Origin of the sequence: Arthrobacter sp. NPDC090010, from assembly GCF_044748305.1 — a bacterium.
In the GTDB taxonomy this organism is placed as follows: Bacteria; Actinomycetota; Actinomycetes; order Actinomycetales; family Micrococcaceae; genus Arthrobacter_E.
Window position 1 is genome coordinate 294,297 of the sequence record NZ_JBIVFT010000003.1, and the last position, 18,301, is coordinate 312,597.

General features: G+C 64.4%; 17 protein-coding genes and 2 tRNA genes. 14 read left to right on the plus strand and 5 right to left on the minus strand.

What is annotated here, in order from left to right; all coding sequences use genetic code 11:
- Positions 1-9: 9 nt before the first annotated feature.
- The 3 genes from yidD to rpmH are packed head-to-tail and all read right to left on the minus strand — an operon-like array spanning position 10 to position 985.
- The gene (gene yidD, locus ACIPXZ_RS06780) at positions 10-399 is read right to left on the minus strand and encodes a membrane protein insertion efficiency factor YidD (protein WP_400591597.1); all 390 of its coding nucleotides are present in this window, start codon (positions 397-399) and stop codon (positions 10-12) included.
- Positions 396-812, minus strand: a complete 417-nt coding sequence (gene rnpA / locus ACIPXZ_RS06785; RefSeq protein WP_400591598.1) for a ribonuclease P protein component — start codon at positions 810-812, stop codon at positions 396-398. The genes yidD and rnpA overlap by 4 nt, the downstream gene beginning before the upstream one ends.
- Before the next feature lie 35 nt (positions 813-847).
- Positions 848-985 (minus strand): 50S ribosomal protein L34, encoded by a 138-nt coding sequence (rpmH, locus tag ACIPXZ_RS06790; RefSeq protein WP_003800212.1) that lies wholly within the window; start codon positions 983-985, stop codon positions 848-850.
- A 459-nt stretch (positions 986-1,444) separates the two neighbouring features.
- Here rpmH and dnaA point away from each other — a divergent pair, with 459 nt between their 5' ends.
- The 12 genes from dnaA to ACIPXZ_RS06850 all read left to right on the plus strand — a co-directional run bounded on the left by dnaA (position 1,445) and on the right by ACIPXZ_RS06850 (position 14,457).
- Positions 1,445-2,878 carry a chromosomal replication initiator protein DnaA gene (dnaA, locus tag ACIPXZ_RS06795; RefSeq protein WP_400591957.1) on the plus strand — a complete coding sequence of 478 codons (1,434 nt, stop codon included), beginning with the start codon at positions 1,445-1,447 and terminating at the stop codon, positions 2,876-2,878.
- A 442-nt stretch (positions 2,879-3,320) separates the two neighbouring features.
- Positions 3,321-4,445, plus strand: coding sequence for a DNA polymerase III subunit beta (gene dnaN, locus ACIPXZ_RS06800; protein ID WP_400591600.1), 1,125 nt, complete (start codon positions 3,321-3,323; stop codon positions 4,443-4,445).
- Positions 4,446-4,566: 121 nt separating this feature from the next.
- Positions 4,567-5,466 carry a phosphogluconate dehydrogenase (NAD(+)-dependent, decarboxylating) gene (gene gnd / locus ACIPXZ_RS06805; RefSeq protein ID WP_400591602.1) on the plus strand — a complete coding sequence of 300 codons (900 nt, stop codon included), beginning with the start codon at positions 4,567-4,569 and terminating at the stop codon, positions 5,464-5,466.
- A gap of 9 nt (positions 5,467-5,475) precedes the next feature.
- The gene (gene recF, locus ACIPXZ_RS06810) at positions 5,476-6,669 is read left to right on the plus strand and encodes a DNA replication/repair protein RecF (protein ID WP_400591604.1); all 1,194 of its coding nucleotides are present in this window, start codon (positions 5,476-5,478) and stop codon (positions 6,667-6,669) included.
- Complete coding sequence (locus tag ACIPXZ_RS06815) at positions 6,659-7,216, plus strand: DUF721 domain-containing protein (protein ID WP_400591606.1); 558 nt, start codon at positions 6,659-6,661, stop codon at positions 7,214-7,216. Before recF ends, ACIPXZ_RS06815 begins: the two co-directional genes overlap by 11 nt.
- Positions 7,217-7,563: 347 nt before the next feature.
- Complete coding sequence (gene gyrB, locus ACIPXZ_RS06820) at positions 7,564-9,588, plus strand: DNA topoisomerase (ATP-hydrolyzing) subunit B (RefSeq protein WP_400591959.1); 2,025 nt, start codon at positions 7,564-7,566, stop codon at positions 9,586-9,588.
- Positions 9,589-9,664: 76 nt separating this feature from the next.
- A complete protein-coding gene (gyrA, locus tag ACIPXZ_RS06825; protein WP_400591608.1) occupies positions 9,665-12,334 on the plus strand; it encodes a DNA gyrase subunit A in 2,670 nt (889 codons plus the stop codon).
- Positions 12,331-13,041, plus strand: coding sequence for a DUF3566 domain-containing protein (locus tag ACIPXZ_RS06830; protein ID WP_400591610.1), 711 nt, complete (start codon positions 12,331-12,333; stop codon positions 13,039-13,041). The genes gyrA and ACIPXZ_RS06830 overlap by 4 nt, the downstream gene beginning before the upstream one ends.
- Positions 13,042-13,165: 124 nt before the next feature.
- A tRNA-Ile gene (locus ACIPXZ_RS06835) sits at positions 13,166-13,239 on the plus strand.
- Positions 13,240-13,272: 33 nt separating this feature from the next.
- A complete protein-coding gene (locus ACIPXZ_RS06840; RefSeq protein WP_400591611.1) occupies positions 13,273-13,389 on the plus strand; it encodes a DLW-39 family protein in 117 nt (38 codons plus the stop codon).
- A 13-nt stretch (positions 13,390-13,402) separates the two neighbouring features.
- Positions 13,403-13,475, plus strand: a tRNA-Ala gene (locus ACIPXZ_RS06845).
- Between the two features lie 85 nt (positions 13,476-13,560).
- Positions 13,561-14,457, plus strand: a complete 897-nt coding sequence (locus tag ACIPXZ_RS06850; protein ID WP_400591613.1) for a DMT family transporter — start codon at positions 13,561-13,563, stop codon at positions 14,455-14,457.
- Here the strand turns inward: ACIPXZ_RS06850 and ACIPXZ_RS06855 are convergent.
- Positions 14,454-15,284: a glycosyltransferase gene (locus tag ACIPXZ_RS06855; RefSeq protein ID WP_400591614.1), complete on the minus strand. Its 831-nt coding sequence runs from the start codon at positions 15,282-15,284 to the stop codon at positions 14,454-14,456. The two genes, ACIPXZ_RS06850 and ACIPXZ_RS06855, sit on opposite strands and share 4 nt — an antisense overlap.
- Before the next feature lie 115 nt (positions 15,285-15,399).
- Positions 15,400-16,440, minus strand: a complete 1,041-nt coding sequence (locus ACIPXZ_RS06860) for a hypothetical protein (protein ID WP_400591615.1) — start codon at positions 16,438-16,440, stop codon at positions 15,400-15,402.
- Between the two features lie 256 nt (positions 16,441-16,696).
- On the opposite strand from ACIPXZ_RS06860, the gene ACIPXZ_RS06865 reads away from it, so the two are divergent.
- Both ACIPXZ_RS06865 and ACIPXZ_RS06870 read left to right on the plus strand, forming a co-directional pair.
- A complete protein-coding gene (locus ACIPXZ_RS06865; protein WP_400591616.1) occupies positions 16,697-17,239 on the plus strand; it encodes a peptidylprolyl isomerase in 543 nt (180 codons plus the stop codon).
- A gap of 7 nt (positions 17,240-17,246) precedes the next feature.
- The gene (locus ACIPXZ_RS06870) at positions 17,247-18,098 is read left to right on the plus strand and encodes a rhomboid family intramembrane serine protease (protein WP_400591618.1); all 852 of its coding nucleotides are present in this window, start codon (positions 17,247-17,249) and stop codon (positions 18,096-18,098) included.
- Positions 18,099-18,301: the final 203 nt, after the last annotated feature.

Consider the following 18,301-nt stretch of genomic DNA (forward strand, 5'->3'; position numbering starts at 1 on the left):
GTCCCTCAATCAGGCCGCTGAGCGGCGCTCTTCTTCAGTGGTCGTGGGGCCGGACGGCTGCTCGCCGTCCTCCGGTGGGAGATAGTCGTGCGGGTGGTTCAGCATGACGATTCGCGGGACCCGGTCCTCAGGCCAATGGCGCCCGCCACCCGGGACGGGGTCAAGACCGCCCTCGCTCCAAGGATGACAGTGCACAAGCCTCCGGGCCGCCAGGAAGCTGCCTTTCACTGCGCCGTGCACCGTGACGGACTCCAAGGCGTAAGCCGAGCAACTCGGGAAGTAACGACAGACCTGCCCGTACAGAGGAGAGACCGCAAGACGGTAGAGCTTGAGCAGCACGATCAGCGCATTCCGCGGAAGATCCCAGACGGCGCGGCCGACGGCGGTCAGAACGCTCATGCGGATGCCTCACCACTCCGACGGATCGTTTCCCCCGCAGTGGATGAAGGACGGCGCTCTGAAGAGCGGCTCGCCAAACGGCGACGAGCCACTGCGAACGCCTGTTCCGTTTCCGCCACCAGTTCCTCCCACTCCGCTTCCGCCGCAGCGGGCAGCGCGCGCACCACGACGTCGAATCCTGCCGGTTCCTCCTCGAAGAGGCGGGCACCGATCTCCCTCAACCTTCGCTTAACGAGGTTGCGGGCCACAGCGTTCCCCACGGCCTTGGAGACGATGAAACCCATGCGGCTCGGGCGGGCGGGATCCGAAAGGTGTGCAGATAGAACTAAGTTCCGGCGCCCAACGCGGACACCGGAACGAAGCGTGGTGGAGAAGTCGGCGGGGAGCCGCAGGCGGTTACGTGCAGGTAGCACCGTGCGCCAGACCTGGCCCGGTCGACTAGTCGGCTTTACGCCGAGAGCTCAGTGCGGCCCTTGCCACGGCGTGCTGCCAGGATGGCGCGGCCGGCACGGGTACGCATACGAAGACGGAAGCCGTGCTTCTTGGCACGACGGCGGTTATTCGGCTGAAAAGTCCGCTTGCTCACGGTAGTTGCTCCAGTTGTTCGACGGTTCGCGCCATACCTGGAATCGCGGGGAAGCAGAGGCCGACGCTAAGTGTGCAATGCCTACAGGAACGAACGGTGAACGGCTGATGCCATGTCCGCGCCAGGATGTAGGCGGCGTCCCTGTGAGGACACAGGGGACTAGTCAACGTTAGGGCAGATTCAACGCGAGCGTCAAATCCGCCATCCGGCCGCGCCCTTCCACAGGGCAGTGGACAAAGCCATGTGGAAACTGTGGATGAGTCCCATGCCACACGGCGCCTGGGAACAACATCCGTGTAATTATCCACAGGCCCGATGCTGGCTATCTTCTGGATTTTTGATCGTCTACAGTGTCCCAGTAGCCGTTTTCCACCGTCTGTGCATAACACTGTGGAAAAGTGCCGTTCACCACAGTGGGCGTGCGGCGTCGTCGAGGATCCCTAGATCAGGAAAGTCATGGTGAGTATGGACGAGAGCAATCTCGCAGACACGGTCGGCGGTCCTTGGCGGCAGGTGGTCCATCTGCTCGAACGGGATCCCCGGGTCTCCCCGCGTCAGCGCGCTTTCGTCTCCCTCGCCCAAGCACAGGGTCTGGTCGGGTCCACGCTTCTGGTGGCCGTCCCGAACGAGATGACCCGCGATGTGCTCATCAACCAGGTCAAGGAAGCCCTGGACATCGCCCTGCGTGAAGTCTTCTCCGACGAGATCCGCTGCGCCATCGACGTGGACACCAATCTCTCTCCCGTCCCGCAAGCGGCTTCCCCCATGCAGGCCCCGCTGGTCCTCGACGAGGACGAGGAACTGCCGTCCAACGAGGTGCGTCCGCAGCCGGCGCCGCCGAGCAATTCGCAGGAGTTCGGCCGGCTCAATCCGAAGTACCTCTTCGACACCTTCGTGATCGGCCAGTCGAACCGCTTCGCGCACGCCGCCGCCGTCGCGGTGGCCGAGGCGCCGGCCAAGGCGTACAACCCGCTGTTCATCTACGGCGACTCCGGTCTGGGCAAGACCCACCTGCTGCACGCGATCGGCCACTACGCGCGACGCCTGTACAGCGGAATCCGGGTCCGCTACGTGAATTCCGAGGAGTTCACCAACGACTTCATCAACTCGATCCGCGACGACGAGGGCACCAGCTTCAAGCAGATGTACCGGAACGTCGACGTCCTGCTGATCGACGACATCCAGTTCCTGGCCGGCAAGGACGCCACGATGGAGGAGTTCTTCCACACCTTCAACGCCCTGCACCAGAACAACAAGCAGGTGGTCATCACCAGTGATCAGCCTCCCAAGGCACTCGACGGCTTCGAAGACCGTCTGAAGTCCCGCTTCGAGTGGGGTCTACTCACCGACATCCAGCCGCCGGAACTCGAGACCCGGATCGCGATTCTCCGCAAGAAGGCTCTCAGCGAGGGACTCTCGGCTCCCGACGAGGCTCTCGAGTACATTGCATCCCGCATCTCGAGCAACATCCGCGAGCTCGAGGGTGCCCTGATCCGCGTCACCGCGTTCGCCAGCCTGAACCGTCAGCCCGTGGACGTCGCCTTGGCCGAGATGGTGCTCAAGGACCTGATCACGGATGAGGGCGCCCAGGAGATCACCGCGTCCCAGATCCTCGACGCCACCGCCGACTACTTCAAGCTCTCGCTCGAAGAACTCTGCAGCAAGTCCCGCACCCGCACCCTGGTGACCGCCCGTCAGATCGCGATGTACCTCTGCCGGGAGTTGACCGACATGTCGCTGCCGAAGATCGGCCAGGAGATCGGCGGACGGGACCACACCACGGTGATGCACGCCGATCGCAAGATCCGCGAACTCATGAGCGAACGCCGTCAGATCTTCAACCAGGTCACGGAGCTGACGAACAAGATCAAGCAGCAGCAACGCGAGGCCTGAAAAACCCACTCCTTACTTAACTTAAGAGAGCCCTGTGGATAAAGCTGGGGACAGTTAAGTGGAGAAACCCGCTGCATGCCCTTAAAACCCTCGGTGCTCCTGTGGAACAGCACCGGAGCCCGATTTCTTCACCCACAGGCCGTCCCAGCTTGTGAGCATTAACACCCACAACGCGTCAACAGCCCAAAAGACCGGAGCGACGCGGCCAGATCGGGTTATCCACAGAATCCACAGCAGTTATTAACACTACGAATCCCAAAAAATGGCTTTCGCCAGATAACAAGTTCCGTTCCGCCTCCGAGCACCCGGCACCCCAGACCGTCCAAGAGCGCTCCAGGAGGAGCGCATGACGTCCTAGGCCTCCGGGCCGGGTATTCTTGCAAGCTGAATCCGACTAAGCTGGGCGCATCGAGCTCCCGTACATGAAAGGCGGCACCCTTCCGTGAAGTTCAGAGTTGAACGGGACGTTCTCGCCGAGGCAGTGAGCTGGACTGCACGCTCACTCTCCCCCCGGCCTCCCGTACCGGTTCTCTCTGGCCTCCTCCTGAAGGCCGAGCACGGAACCTTGAGCCTTTCGAGTTTCGACTACGAGACCTCGGCACGTCTGGAGATCCCGGCTGAGATCCGCGAAGAAGGCACGATCCTCGTATCGGGCCGACTGCTCGCAGACATCTGCCGCAGCCTGCCCTCGGCTCCCGTGGACATCGAGACCGACGGGTCCAAAGTCACCCTCAGCTGCCGCAGAAGCTCGTTCCATCTGGCGACAATGCCCGAAAGCGAATACCCCGCGCTGCCGGTTCTGCCGGACAGCAGTGGGATCGTGGACGGTGCTTCGTTCGCTCAGGCTGTCAGCCAGGTCATCATCGCTGCGAGCAAGGACGACACACTCCCGATCCTCACCGGCGTCCGCCTCGAGTTCGAGGACGACCTCATCACCTTCCTCGCTACAGACCGCTACCGGCTGGCCATGAAGGAGATCCCGTGGGCTCCGTCGACCCCAGGACAATCGCTGTCCGCACTGGTCAAAGCAAAGACCCTCAACGAGGTGGCCAAGACACTGGCGGGCAGTGGCGAGCTGAAGCTGGCCATCACCCAGGATGATTCCCGTCTCATCGCTTTCGAAAGCGCCGGACGGGCCACCACCTCGCTCCTGGTCGACGGTGACTATCCCAAGATCCGCTCACTCTTCCCCGACACCACGGCCATCCATGCCGTGGTCAGCACCTCGGAACTGGTCGAAGCCGTTCGTCGTGTCTCGCTCGTCGCTGAGCGGAACACCCCGGTCCGACTCGCCTTCACCGACGGACAGGTCAGCCTCGACGCCGGTACCGGTGAAGATGCCCAGGCCTCCGAGGAACTGGAAGCCCGGCTGGAAGGCGAGGAGATCACCGTTGCCTTCAACCCGGGCTATCTGATCGAGGGCCTGAGCGTCATCGAAACAAAATTCGTGCGCTTCTCATTCACCTCCGCCCCGAAGCCGGCGATGCTGACGGCTCAGGCAGACCTCGATGGTGAGGATTCCGATGACTACCGCTACCTGGTGATGCCAGTCCGTCTCCCCAACTGAGACGGACCGGTCACCGCTGACCGACAAGCCGGAGGGTGATCCTCTCCGGCCCATCAGGCGGCGCTCAGCCCACAAGTGAACCAGTAGCCACAAGTGAGTGGAAGAGAGAAGTGGACACACCATGCACATCGGTCTGATCGGTCTCGGCAAAATGGGTTTCAACATGCGGCAGCGTCTGCGTGACGGCGGTCTGACCGTCACCGGCTTCGATCGCAACCCGGAGAAGACCGACGTCGCAAGCGTTGATGAGCTCCTGACGGCCCTCCCCACGCCACGCGTGGTCTGGGTCATGGTTCCTGCCGGGGATCCCACCGACGCTCTGGTCCGCGAACTCGGGGACAAGCTCAGCGAGGGTGATCTGGTGATCGATGGCGGAAATTCCCGCTTCACCGAAGACCAGAAGCACGCTGCACTGTTGGCCGAAAAGGGCATCCGCTTCGTCGACTGCGGCGTATCCGGTGGCGTCTGGGGCCTGCAGAACGGCTATGGACTGATGGTCGGCGGCGCGCCCGACGACGTCGAATCCGTCATGCCGGTCTTCGACGCCCTCCGTCCGGAAGGCCCGCGCGAAGACAGCTTCGTCCACGTCGGCGACGTCGGCTCCGGCCACTACGCCAAGATGGTTCACAACGGCATCGAGTACGGCCTCATGCAGGCTTACGCCGAAGGCTACGAACTGCTCGCGGCCAAGGACATCATCAAGGATGTGACCGGGACCTTCCGTGCCTGGCAGAAGGGCACCGTGGTGCGCTCCTGGCTGCTGGACCTCGCCGTCAACGCCCTCGAAGAGGATCCGGGCCTGGAGAAGATCGCCGGTTGGGCGGACGACTCCGGTGAAGGCCGCTGGACCGTGGAGGAGGCCATCGCCAACTCCGTTCCGGCGCCCGCCATCACGGCCGCGCTCTTCGCCCGTTTCGTATCCCGTCAGGAGGACTCGCCTGCCATGAAGATGGTGGCAGCGCTCCGCAACCAGTTCGGCGGCCACGCGGTCAAGCAATCCGGCGCCGACACGGCACAGTAGTCCTCCCGCGTGTACCTGGCGCACCTTTCCCTGACGGATTTCCGCAGCTATGCCCAGCTGGAACTCCCGCTGGAACCCGGGGTCACAGTTCTGGTGGGTTCCAACGGCGTCGGCAAGACCAACGTCATGGAGGCCATCGGCTACCTTTCGACCCTTGGGTCCCACCGGGTCTCCACGGACCAGCCGCTTCTGCGTTTCGGGACGGAACAGGCGTTCGTCCGGGCCAGGATGGTGCGCGGTGAGCAACAGGCCAGCATCGAGCTGGAGCTGAACGCCTCCCGGCCCAACCGGGCGCGCATCAACCGCGGTAACGCGGTACGGGCGCGGGAGATCCTCGGATTGCTCCGCTCGGTGCTGTTCGCACCGGAGGATCTGGCGCTGGTCAAAGGTGAACCGGCCGTGCGACGGCGCTTCCTGGACGAGCTGCTCGTCACCTTGGAACCTCGTCATGCCGGAACCCGGGCGGACTACGACAGGGTGCTGAAGCAGCGCAACGCTTTGCTGAAATCGGCCCGTGGGGGCAGGTTGTCCTCCGCGCAGGAAGCGACCCTGGACGTCTGGGATCATCATCTGGCGGGAACGGGAGCGGAACTGCTCCATGCCCGGCTGGGCCTGGTCCGCAGATTGCAACCCCACATCGACACCGCGTATGCCTCACTGACGGACGGTTCCAAGATCGCCCGGGCGCAGTATCGTTCCACCCTGCTCCGCCCCATCGTCGAGGGGGTGCCCGCGCCGGCCGAAAACGACGATGCGGAGCTTCTCGCCGGGCTGTCCGCGGGTGAGCTTTCCGAGCGTTACGTCGAGGCATTACGAGAGCTGCGCCAGCAGGAAGCCGACCGAGGGCTGACTCTCGTGGGCCCGCACCGCGAGGAACTCGACTTGTTTCTGGGGCAGGCACCAGCGAAGGGTTTCGCCTCGCACGGCGAAACCTGGTCCCTCGCCCTGGCACTCAGACTGGCGGCGTACTACGTGCTGCTGGATGACGACCTCAGCGGAACGCAGGCGCCGATCCTGATCCTCGACGACGTCTTCGCGGAGCTCGACGCCCAGCGCCGGGCGCGCTTGGCCACGATCGTCGCGGGGGCCGAACAGGTTCTGGTGACGGCGGCCGTCGACGGCGATGTCCCGCCAGAGCTGCACGGTGCACGTGTCCGTGTCCTGCCGGGGACAGTCCAGCTGGGAGAGGGCGATGGCGGCTGAGCGGAAGGACTCATCCCCCGGGGAACCGTCAGCCGAGGACGGGCCGGACGCCGCGCGCGATGCTCTGAGCCGTGTCCGCCGGGCCGCCGAGTTGCGCGGTGAGATCCGGAGCAAGGGCACGACGGGTTCCCTCGAAGGGGGCCGCCAGGCCCGCAAGCGGCCCCGGCCCGGCCGGGAACGCTTCGGTTCAGGCAGGGATCCTCAGGGCGTGGGCGCGATCATGGGCCGTTTCGTGGCGGACCGGGGCTGGTCCTCGCCCGTCGCCGTCGGTTCCGTGGTCAGCCAGTGGGCATCCTTCGTGGGTCCTGAAGTGGCAGCGCACTGCCAGGCCACCGGATTCTCGGGGACGACTCTGACCGTGCGCTGCGATTCCACCACGTGGGCTGCGAACCTGAGGCTCTTGCGCCCCATGTATCTGGAGAAGTTCCGGACCCAGCTGGGACCTGGCATCGTGACCGTGATCGAGATCCACGGCCCGAGCGCCCCGTCCTGGAAGAAGGGTCCGAGGAGCGTCCCCGGCCGCGGGCCACGTGACACTTACGGCTGAGGCCGCCACTGCCTCCAGGAGCTCTGGAAGGCCCGCAAACCGTATCCGGGTTCAGGTGGCGGTCTCTGGGAGGCGTGAGGAGGCCATTACTCGCCGGTCAGAGGTGTTTTTATTTCCTCTGAGGCCCTCAGAAACGCGAATCATGCGAGAAAAACGGGTAGAATGGCCGGGGAGCAGAGCGCCGCTTCGTGACGGATACGGCGCTCCTTCCATGTCATGACCCCTGTTCGGGACGTCCTGGATGCAGGGGTTGAACACCACACACGTCAGCGCTTCATGGCCTTGCCCCGGCAAACGCCGTGAAGACGGTACCGCGAGAGCACCGAAGGAAAGACACGCCTGTGGCCATTGAGAACGCCGAAAACGAAGCTGCTGAACCCCGTGAGTACGGGGCGAGTGACATCACAGTCCTCGAAGGCCTCGAGGCGGTCCGGAAACGGCCCGGCATGTACATCGGTTCCACGGGCCCCCGCGGTCTGCACCACCTGGTGTACGAGGTGGTGGACAACTCGGTCGACGAGGCCCTGGCGGGCTTCTGCAGCCACATCGAGGTGACGCTGCAGGCCGACGGCGGCGTGCGCGTCGTCGACGACGGCCGCGGCATCCCCGTGGACATCCACCCGACCGAAGGCAAACCGACGGTCGAAGTGGTCATGACCATCCTGCACGCCGGCGGTAAGTTCGGCGGAGGCGGTTACGCGGTCTCCGGCGGTCTGCACGGCGTCGGCATCTCCGTGGTGAACGCCCTTTCCACCCGGGTCAACACCGAGGTCCGCAGGCAGGGGCACGCTTGGCGGATGTCCTTCGCCGACGGAGGCAAGCCGACCGGCCCGCTCATCGAAGGCGAAGAGACCGAGGAGACGGGCACCACTCAGACCTTCTACCCGGACCCGGCGATCTTCGAAACGACCCACTTCGACTTCGAGACGCTCCGCGCACGATTCCAGCAGATGGCCTTCCTCAACAAGGGACTGCGGATCACCCTGACGGATGAACGCGAAGCAGTGGTGCCGGATGAAGACCTGGATCTGGACAATCTTCACGAGGACGAGGAATCCGAGACCGGGCCGCGTACGGTCGTCTACCAGTACGACAACGGTCTGCTCGACTACGTCGTCCATCTCAACAAGAGCAAGAAGATCGAGCTGGTCCACCCGGACGTGATCTCTTTCGAGACCGAGGACACCGAGAAGAACATCGCCCTCGAAATGGCGATGCAGTGGACCACCGCGTACTCGGAGAGCGTGCACACTTACGCGAACACGATCAACACGCACGAAGGCGGCACCCACGAGGAGGGCTTCCGTGCGGCGCTGACCACCTTGATGAACCGCTATGCGCGGGAAAACAAGATCATCAAGGAGAAGGATGACAACCTCACCGGTGACGACATCCGTGAGGGCCTGACCGCCGTCATCTCCGTCAAGCTCTCCGAACCGCAGTTCGAGGGCCAGACCAAGACGAAGCTGGGCAACTCCGAGGCCAAGGGCTTCGTTCAGCGTGCAGTCACTGATCAGCTCGGCGACTGGATGGAGCGCAACCCGGGTCCGGCCAGGGACATCATCCGCAAGGCCATCAACGCCGCTCAGGCCCGCATGGCCGCGCGTAAGGCCCGCGACAACGCCCGCCGCAAGAGCCCGCTGGAATCGTTCGGCATGCCGGGCAAGCTTTCCGACTGCTCTTCCAAGGACCCCTCGCGCTGCGAGGTGTACATCGTGGAGGGTGACTCCGCCGGTGGTTCCGCCAAGCGTGGCCGGAACCCGGAGACCCAGGCGATCCTGCCACTGCGCGGAAAGATCCTGAACGTCGAGCGTGCCCGCCTGGACAAGGCCCTGGGCAATGCCGAGGTGCAGTCCATGATCACCGCGTTCGGCACGGGCATCGGCGAGGACTTCGACATGTCCAAGCTCCGCTATCACAAGATCGTGCTCATGGCCGATGCCGATGTGGACGGTCAGCACATCACGACGCTGCTCATGACCCTGCTGTTCCGCTTCATGCGGCCGCTCATCGAGCACGGCCACGTGTATCTGGCCCAGCCGCCGTTGTACCGCATCAAGTGGTCCAACTCCGCGCATGACTACGTCTACAGCGATGCCGAGCGTGATGCCGCGCTGGTCCGTGGACAGGCGGAGAACAAGCGCCTGCCCAAGGACAACGGCATCCAGCGGTACAAGGGTCTGGGCGAGATGGACTACACCGAACTCTGGGACACCACCATGGACCCGGACCACCGGACCTTGCTGCAGGTCACCATGGATGACGCCCTCGCCGCGGACCAGATCTTCTCGGTCCTGATGGGCGAGGATGTCGAATCCCGCCGTAACTTCATCCAGCAGAACGCCAAGGACGTCAGGTTCCTGGACATCTAGCGCTCACGACGGCGGCCGAGAGCCGCCGTCGTACGCCTGATCCGGAACCGATCAACGTGAAACGAAAGACGGAACGATGAGTGACGAAACCCCTGAAGTCCCCGGCATGAACACCCTTGGCGAGGTGTTGGAAGGCACCTTGGTGGACCGCGTCGAGCAGGTCGATCTGCAGACCGAGATGCAGCGCTCCTACCTGGACTACGCGATGGCCGTGATCGTGGGCCGAGCGCTGCCGGACGTCCGTGACGGTCTCAAGCCCGTGCACCGCCGCGTCATCTACGCGATGTACGACGGCGGTTACCGCCCGGAGAAGTCGTTCAGCAAGTGCGCGCGCGTGGTGGGCGAGGTCATGGGCCAGTACCACCCGCACGGCGACACCGCGATCTACGACGCCCTGGTGCGCCTCATCCAGGACTGGACGATGCGGTACCCGCTCGCGCTCGGCCAGGGCAACTTCGGCTCCCCTGGCAACGACGGTGCGGCCGCCCCTCGTTACACCGAGACCAAGATGGCCCAGCTCGCCATGGAGATGGTCCGGGACATCGACGAGGAGACCGTCGACTTCCAGGACAACTACGACGGCAAGAGCCAGGAGCCGACGATCCTGCCGGCGCGTTTCCCGAACCTGCTGGTCAACGGCTCCTCCGGCATCGCCGTCGGCATGGCCACCAACATCCCGCCGCACAACCTTCGCGAGGTCGCGGACGGCGTGCAGTGGTACCTGCAGAATCCCGAGGCGACGCGCGAAGAGCTCCTGGAGGAGCTGCTCCTGCGCATCAAGGGCCCGGATTTCCCCACCGGGGCCACCATCCTCGGTCACAAGGGCATCGAAGACGCCTACCGTACCGGTCGCGGTTCCATCACCATGCGTGCCGTGGTCAACGTGGAGGAGATCCAGGGACGCACCTGCCTGGTGGTCACCGAGCTCCCCTACCAGGCCAACCCGGACAACCTGGCCGTGAAGATCGCCGAGCTGGTCAAGGACGGCAAGATCCAGGGCATCGCCGATCTGCGTGATGAGACCTCCGGCCGTACCGGCCAGCGCCTGGTGATCGTGCTCAAGCGTGATGCCGTGGCCAAGGTGGTCCTGAACAACCTGTACAAGCACACTCAGCTGCAGGAGAACTTCTCCGCCAACATGCTGGCGATCGTGGACGGCGTGCCGCGCACGCTGAGCCTCGATGCGTTCATCCGGCACTGGGTGACGCACCAGATGGATGTCATCGCCCGCCGGACCCGGTACCGTCTGCGCCGTGCAGAGGAGGAAGCGCACATCCTGCGTGCCCTGCTCAAGGCACTGGACATGTTGGATGAGGTCATCGCCCTCATCCGTGCGTCCAGCACCACGGAGGCCGCACGTGAAGGCCTCATGGAACTGCTCGAGATCGATGAGCTCCAGGCCCGTGCAATCCTCGACATGCAGCTGCGTCGCCTCGCTGCCCTGGAGCGTCAGAAGATCCAGGACCGTCATGCGGAACTCGAAGCACTGATCGCCGAATACAAGTCGATCATCGCCTCCGAGGACCGGCAGCGGGAGATCATCTCCGAGGAACTCGCGGGCATCGCCGAGAAATACGGTGACGACCGCCGTACCCAGATCGTGCGCGGTTTCGATGGCGACATGTCGATCGAGGACCTCATCCCCGAGGAAGAAGTGGTCATCACGATCACCCGGGGTGGCTACGTCAAGCGCACCCGCAGCGACAACTACCGCTCGCAGCAGCGCGGCGGCAAGGGCATCAAGGGTGCCCAGCTGCGGGGCGACGACGTCGTCGAGCACTTCTTCGTCACCACGACGCACCATTGGCTTCTGTTCTTCACCAACCTGGGTCGCGTCTACCGGGCCAAGGCGTATGAGCTCGCCGAGGCGGGCCGCGATGCGAAGGGCCAGCACGTGGCGAACCTGCTCGCCTTCCAGCCCGATGAGCACATCGCCCAGGTCCTGGATCTGCGCGATTACCAGCAGGCGCCGTACCTGGTGCTGGCCACCAAGGGCGGCCTGGTGAAGAAGACCCGCCTGGAGGACTACGACACCAACCGCAGTGCGGGCGTCATCGCCATCAACCTGCGCGACGGCGACGAGGTCGTCTCTGCGCAGCTCGTGAGCGAGACGGACGATCTGATCCTGGTCTCCCGCAAGGGACAGTCGATCCGCTTCACCGCCGACGACGAGGCACTGCGTCCCATGGGCCGCGCCACCTCGGGCGTCACGGGCATGAAGTTCCGTGAAGCGGACGAACTGCTCGCGGCCGACGTCGTCACCGAGGACTCCTTCGTCTTCATCGTCACCGAAGGCGGCTACGCGAAGCGGACCGCCGCCGAGGAGTACCGACTGCAGAACCGTGGCGGTCTGGGCATCAAGGTGGCCAAGCTCGCCGAAGAACGCGGTGACCTGGTCGGCGCCCTGATCGTCGGTGAAGGCGACGAGGTGCTCGTGGTGATGGAGGGCGGCAAGGTGGTTCGTTCCTCGGTGGAGGGCGTGCCCGCGAAGGGCCGCGACACCATGGGGGTCATCTTCGCCAAGCCGGACAAGAACGATCGCATCATCGGCGTCGCGCGCAATACCGAACGCGGCCTGGAGGCCGAGGAATCCGATGAGGATTCAGACGGCTCCGAGGGTGATGACGTAACGTTGAGTGAGAACGACGGCGGGGCCACCGGCTCCGCCACCGCCCAGGAGAACGTGACGGACGAGTCCGGCACGGATGCTCCGCACAGCATTGACACCAGTGGAGGTAACGCGTGAGCTCCTCGAACCCGAGCCCTTTTGAGAGCCGTCCCACCCCCGAGGGTGAGGGGTCCAGGAACCCATCCAACGGATCGTCGGGCAGCGACACCCCCGCCTCGCGTCCCGTAGCTTCGCCGTTCCCCGCGCCGCAGCAGCAGCCGCGTCCGCAGTCTGCGCCGACGAAGTCGGCTCCGTCCTCGGCTCAGCCCACTCCGGCCCAGCCCGCCGCGGCACCGGCATCGCGTCCCACCTCACCGAAGGTTTCAGCAGCCCCGCAGCCTCAGGCCCGTACGGCTCAGGCACCTGCCGGTCAGAAGCCTGCCGCTGCGGCCGGGCTGGTGAAGCCGGCGCCGAAGGCGAAGGTTCGCCGCGCGAAGCTCATGATCAGCAAGGTGGATCCGTGGTCCGTGCTGAAGATGTCCTTCCTGCTCTCCGTGGCCTTGGGCATCGTGACCGTGGTCGCGGCCCTGGTGCTCTGGACGGTGCTGGACCTCACGGGCATCTTCAACCAGGTGAACAAGCTGGTAGGCGACGTCGCGGGCAGCGAAAGCGGCGGCTTCGATCTGCGGAAGGTGGCCTCCCTCGGCCAGGTGGTCTCCTTCTCCACCATCATCGCGGTGGTCAACGTGGTCCTGCTGACCGCGATTTCGACTCTTTCAGCCGTTCTGTACAACCTCGCCGCGACCCTGGTCGGTGGCGTCGGAGTGACCCTCACGGACGACTGATCTCCGGCTCCTTTTCCCCTCAGGGTCCCGTTCTCACGGGGCCCTGAGTCGATTTGGAAACGCGTGAGAGGTGCTGGTACAGTTTTATCTCGGCCCGTTCGGGGATAACCCGTTACGGACGTGGGGGCGTATAGCTCAGGCGGTTAGAGCGCTTCGCTGATAACGAAGAGGTCCCAGGTTCAAGTCCTGGTACGCCCACGGAAAACCGTGTATCACTTCAACGAGGTTACGATGAAGAAAGTGCTGGTCATCGCGCTGGCGATTGCTTCTGTCGTGATCGTGAAGAAAGCACGGGAATCCGAAGCCCGGAAGGGCGCCTGGCAACAGGGAACCGACAGGGTATCCTGAACAGGAACTTTCTGGGGGCATGGCGCAATTGGTAGCGCACCTGCTTTGCAAGCAGGGGGTTAGGGGTTCGAGTCCCCTTGCCTCCACCGAACAGAAGGACCGTCTTATGGCGGTCCTTTTGTCATGTCCGGGTTTCTTCCTCCCGGAACAGCGACGGCGGACGGCGGGAACATGAACGCACTCATGGCGACTCTGGGCATCCTCGGGGTCTCGGCCTCAGGTCCGCTCGTCTCCGCGACTCTGGCGGGCACGACCGTCGGGGCACTGGCCATTGCCTTCTGGCGCAATGCGATCGCCGCCGTCGTCATGGGCGCACCGGAACTCGTGCGGAGGCCCGCCTCGTTCACCCGCATCGATCGCCGTGCCCTGATGTTCAGCGGGATCGCCGGAGTCTCCCTGGCGCTGCACTTCATCTGTTTCTTCTACTCGCTCGCGCTGACCAGCGTGGCCGCATCCACTGCCCTGGTCTGCCTTCAGTCGGCGTGGATCGCGATCATCCAGCTCTTCCGTGGCACCCGGCATTCCTGGCATGTCCTGGCGGGTCTGGGAGTCTCCTTCCTCGGTGTCGTGGCGATCACCGGGTTCGATCTGGGAAGTTCCCCTCAGGCCCTGTGGGGCGATGTCCTGGCGATCCTCGGCGGGGTGCTCGCCGGTGTCTACACTCTGGCGGGAAGCAAGGCCCGGGAGAGCATGACCACCGGGGCGTACACGGGGGTCTGTTACAGCTTCTGCGCTCTCGTGGTCCTGGTGCTGGCCTTGTTCGCGGGCCAGCCGTTGACGGGCTTCGAGTTCAACGGCTGGCTGGGGATCCTGGCGATCACGGTGGCTGCTCAGTTGCTGGGCCACACCTCGCTGAACTTCCTTGTGGGGCATATGAGCGCGCTGGTGGTGTCGATGCTGGTGCTCTTGGAGATTCCCGGAGCCGCCGTCCTCGCCGCGGTCTTCCTGCATGAGGTTCTGCCGGCCGGGACCTATGCCGGTCTGGCGCTCATCCTGGTGGGGCTGGCCATTGTGATCGTGGGACAACGCGGAACCCATAAGCCCTTGAGTGAGGCTCCACTGGATTAGAGCCCGCCACGCTCCGGTACGGACGCCGTGGCACTGTGGATGGCCCGTAGGAGTTTGGCCGGGAAGTAGACCGAGTAGAAGACCACCATGGGCGCCTTCAGCGCGATCTTGCGGATGTTGTGGGCTTTGTAGGTCCGGTCGAAACGCGTCACGTAATAGCTGTAGTCCCGTGGTGAGTCCTCCAGCCTTCGGGCGGACATGCCGGAGACCATGGTGGGCACGTACTGCACTCGCAGGCTGTGTTCGGCCAGGTGGAGTGAGAGGTCGATGTCCTCATGCATCTCATCCTTCTCGTCCAGGCAGGTCTCCGCACGGATGATCCTCCAGGCGCTTTTCCTCAGGGCCATATTGGAGCCGAACAGGAAGTGGTATTCGTGCCGTGCGAGGCGGAGCATGAGCTGACGCATGCGGTCATCCGCTTTCTGACCCCAGCGCCGCAAGGGCATGTCGTAGTAGAGCACGGGACCCGTGGCTGCCTGGACCTCGGGGTCGAGGAATGCGAGCTGCACTTGCTCCACCCATTCGGGCTCCAGGACGGAGTCTGCATCGATCCGCCCCACCACCTCACCTGTCGCGTGGTCCAGGCCGGCATTGCGAGTGGGGATCAGACCCTGGACCTTGTCCTGCCGGATGATCCGGAGGGGGGATTCCGGGTACTCGTTCTGCATGGCGGCGACGATCTCGGCGGTCCGGTCCGTGGACTTGTTGTCCACCACGATGATCTCGTGGGCCGGAGAGCTCTGGTAGATCGCTGCCGTGAGGCATTGGCGGATGACGCTTTCCTCGTTGTAGGCGGGGATCACGATCGACACTGTGGGCCGGTTCACTCAATCCTCGTTCTCCTGGGCGGGCTGATGCGCCCCGCAATGTCCTGGACTTCTCCCAACATAGCAAGACGCCCCGCCGGACGGGGTCCGGCGGGGCGTCAGAGCATCACGGTGATCAGTCGCCGTCGACGGCGTCCTTCGCCTTTTCAGCCTTCTCAGCGACCGCTTCCTTGGCCTCTCCGGCGGCATCCTTGGTGGTCTCAGCCGCCTTCTGGGCGGCCTCGTGGATGCGTGCAGCCGCGTGGCGGGCTGTGGTCTTGGCACGTTCCCCGGCTTCAGAGACGGCCTCAGTGACCTGCTCGGTGGTCTCCTGAGCCTCGTCCTTGGCCTCGGAGGCCTTCTCGGTGACGGTTTCCTTCACCTCAGCAGCGGTCTGCTTGACCGCCGCAGCGGCGGGGACGGGGCTCGGCGTCTCCGTGGCGGGCTTCTCTGCTGCGGGAGACGGAGCAGAAGGGGTCCCCTGGGGCCGGTCCGTGGGAACCTTCCAAGGGTCCTCGACAGGCTTGGAAGCCTTCCAGGCGGCGACGCCGGCGGCGACGGCCGCACCGATCACGGCGACGATGAGCAGGCCCTTCTTCTTGCGCTTCGCCGGCTTGGCCAGTTCTTCGCTCGCGGCGTCGGCGACAGCCCCTGCGATGTTGCGGCTCTGGTGACCGAGCTCGACCGCCTGCTCCTGGAGCTGGGTGACGACCGGGGAATCCGCGATCTTGCGGGCTACCGCGTCGATCTGTCCGGGAGCCTGTTCAAGACCCTGGTGCACGGCCACGGATGCTTTGCCGAGCTGTTCGGAGATCAGGGGAAGGTATTCCTCGACCACCTTGTCCTTGGCGGTGTTCAAAGCCGGAGTGGTCTTGTCCAGCGCTTCCTGGATTTTCGGGGTGGCCTCTTCGACGGCGTCGTGGATCTTCGGGCCGAGCTGTGCCAGGCCTTCCTGCAGCCGGGGGGTGACCGTGGCGACCCCGTCGGCCAGGTTGTGGGCCGCGCTCTTGAGGCCTTCCTGAATCTTCGGAGAGGCGGTCTCGATGCCCTGCTGGATGCGCGGCACAGCCCAGTTGACGGCTGCCTCGACGCGCGGGGAGGCCCAGTCCCGGGCCTGCTCGATGCCCTGGGTCACGCTCTGTTCCAGATCCCTCGGGGAGTTGGCGGTCTTCTTCATGGTGCCTCCTAGCAGCAACACTTCACGGTGACGGCGGAGTCTGTCGGTTTCCTGAGACGATCGGCAGATGCCTGCAGTCCTTGGTGTCCATCCCCAGCCTATTACGCGCGGGGTCCCCACGCGAGGAACGAGCATGGGGAGCGTAATGGGCGCAGGCACCCGGGCGCCGGTGCTGAGGGATGCGAACGATTTCACCCCTCGCGGAACCCAGCCGTCACTCATGACCCGCTCAGGCGTGCATGGAAGAATTAGAGCCATGACTAACGCAACGGCCAAGGCCACCATTCACACCAACCACGGCGACATCGTCGTCGACCTCTTCGGCAACCATGCTCCGAAGACGGTCAAGAACTTCGTCGGTCTCGCCACGGGTGAGCAGGCGTGGACCCACCCCGAGACGGGCGAGGACAAGACCGGTACGCCGCTCTACAACGGCACCATCTTCCACCGGATCATCAAGGAATTCATGATCCAGGGCGGCGATCCGCTGGGCCGTGGCGTTGGTGGCCCGGGCTACCGTTTCGACGATGAGATCCACCCCGAGCTGAACTTCAACGAGCCTTACAAGCTGGCCATGGCCAATGCGGGTATCCAGATGGGCCAGGGCACCAACGGTTCCCAGTTCTTCATCACCACGATCCCGACCACCTGGCTGCAGGGCAAGCACACCATCTTCGGTGAGGTCGTCGACGACGAGTCCAAGAAGGTCGTGGACGCGATCGAGGGCGTGCGCACCGGCATGGGCGACCGTCCGGTCGAGGACGTCGTGATCAGCAGCATCGAGATCGAGCAGCTCTGACGCGCAGATGAGTTACGGAACCCCGGCGGCCGGCGCGGTGCCGGTCTGCCCTCGCCATCCTGACCGCGTCTCCTATGTGAGGTGTCAGCGGTGTGAGCGCCCGGCCTGCGCGGAGTGCCAGCGGCCCGCGGCCGTCGGGGTTCAATGCGTCGACTGCGTCCGGGAGGCGCAGGCCAGCGCTCCCCGCGTCCGTGGGACCTTCGGCGGAGCCGTGGCGGCAGGCCGCCCAGTGATCACCTGGGGCATCATCGCGGTGTGCACCGTGGTCTACGCCCTGCAATGGCTGATCCCGGGCGATTACATCTTCCAGCAGTTCGCCTTCGCGAACGTCTACGCGGTCTCCGAGCCCTGGCGGATGATCACCTCCGCATTCCTTCACTCGCAGGGCAACGTCCTCCACCTGCTGCTGAACATGTACACGCTGTGGATCTTCGGCCAGGCGCTGGAACCCCTTCTGGGTCGCGCCCGTTTCCTCGCCCTCTATTTGATCTCGGCGGTCGGTGGCTCGGTCGGCTACCTTCTGCTCACACCATGGCTTCCCATCGTCGGCGTTGTCGGTGCCTCGGGTGCCATCTTCGGTTTGTTCGGAGCCATGCTGCTGGTCCAGCGTCGCCGCGGCGGCCCCATGACGCAGCTCTGGGTCCTCCTGGCGATCAACCTGGCCTTCGGGTTCATGGTGTCCGGCATCGCCTGGCAGGCACATCTCGGAGGCCTGGTGACCGGTGCCGCGTGCGCCGCGGTTCTGGTCGGAACGGGCCGCGTCCGCAATGCCGGCTTGTGGCAATGGGGCGGTCTTGCCCTGGTCACGGCGGCGCTGGTTCTGATCACCGTCTGGAAGGACAGCATGGCGCCCTTCTAATCCACAGGGCTTATCCACAGTGTTAATAAGTTACAGGCCTGTAGTTCGTGGTGATCCAGTCCGCCACGAGGCCTTCCACTGAGAAATCCCCATAAGTTATCCACTCCTGTGGATAACTTATGGGGATTCTCTTGTGGGCAGTGTGGACAGAATGCGTGGAACGACGACGGCGGGACGCGAGGAGCTTTACCGGTTCACCAGAG

What these genes read in the sequence shown, in the direction of transcription:
- ACIPXZ_RS06850 (WP_400591613.1), top strand. Translation starts at nt 13,561, where the DNA reads ATGAACGCACTCATGGCGACTCTGGGCATCCTCGGGGTCTCGGCCTCA.
- ACIPXZ_RS06815 (WP_400591606.1), top strand. Translation starts at nt 6,659, where the DNA reads ATGGCGGCTGAGCGGAAGGACTCATCCCCCGGGGAACCGTCAGCCGAG.
- ACIPXZ_RS06865 (WP_400591616.1), top strand. Translation starts at nt 16,697, where the DNA reads ATGACTAACGCAACGGCCAAGGCCACCATTCACACCAACCACGGCGAC.
- ACIPXZ_RS06860 (WP_400591615.1), bottom strand. Translation starts at nt 16,440, where the DNA reads ATGAAGAAGACCGCCAACTCCCCGAGGGATCTGGAACAGAGCGTGACC.
- yidD (WP_400591597.1), bottom strand. Translation starts at nt 399, where the DNA reads ATGAGCGTTCTGACCGCCGTCGGCCGCGCCGTCTGGGATCTTCCGCGG.
- gnd (WP_400591602.1), top strand. Translation starts at nt 4,567, where the DNA reads ATGCACATCGGTCTGATCGGTCTCGGCAAAATGGGTTTCAACATGCGG.
- ACIPXZ_RS06840 (WP_400591611.1), top strand. Translation starts at nt 13,273, where the DNA reads ATGAAGAAAGTGCTGGTCATCGCGCTGGCGATTGCTTCTGTCGTGATC.
- gyrA (WP_400591608.1), top strand. Translation starts at nt 9,665, where the DNA reads ATGAGTGACGAAACCCCTGAAGTCCCCGGCATGAACACCCTTGGCGAG.
- ACIPXZ_RS06870 (WP_400591618.1), top strand. Translation starts at nt 17,247, where the DNA reads ATGAGTTACGGAACCCCGGCGGCCGGCGCGGTGCCGGTCTGCCCTCGC.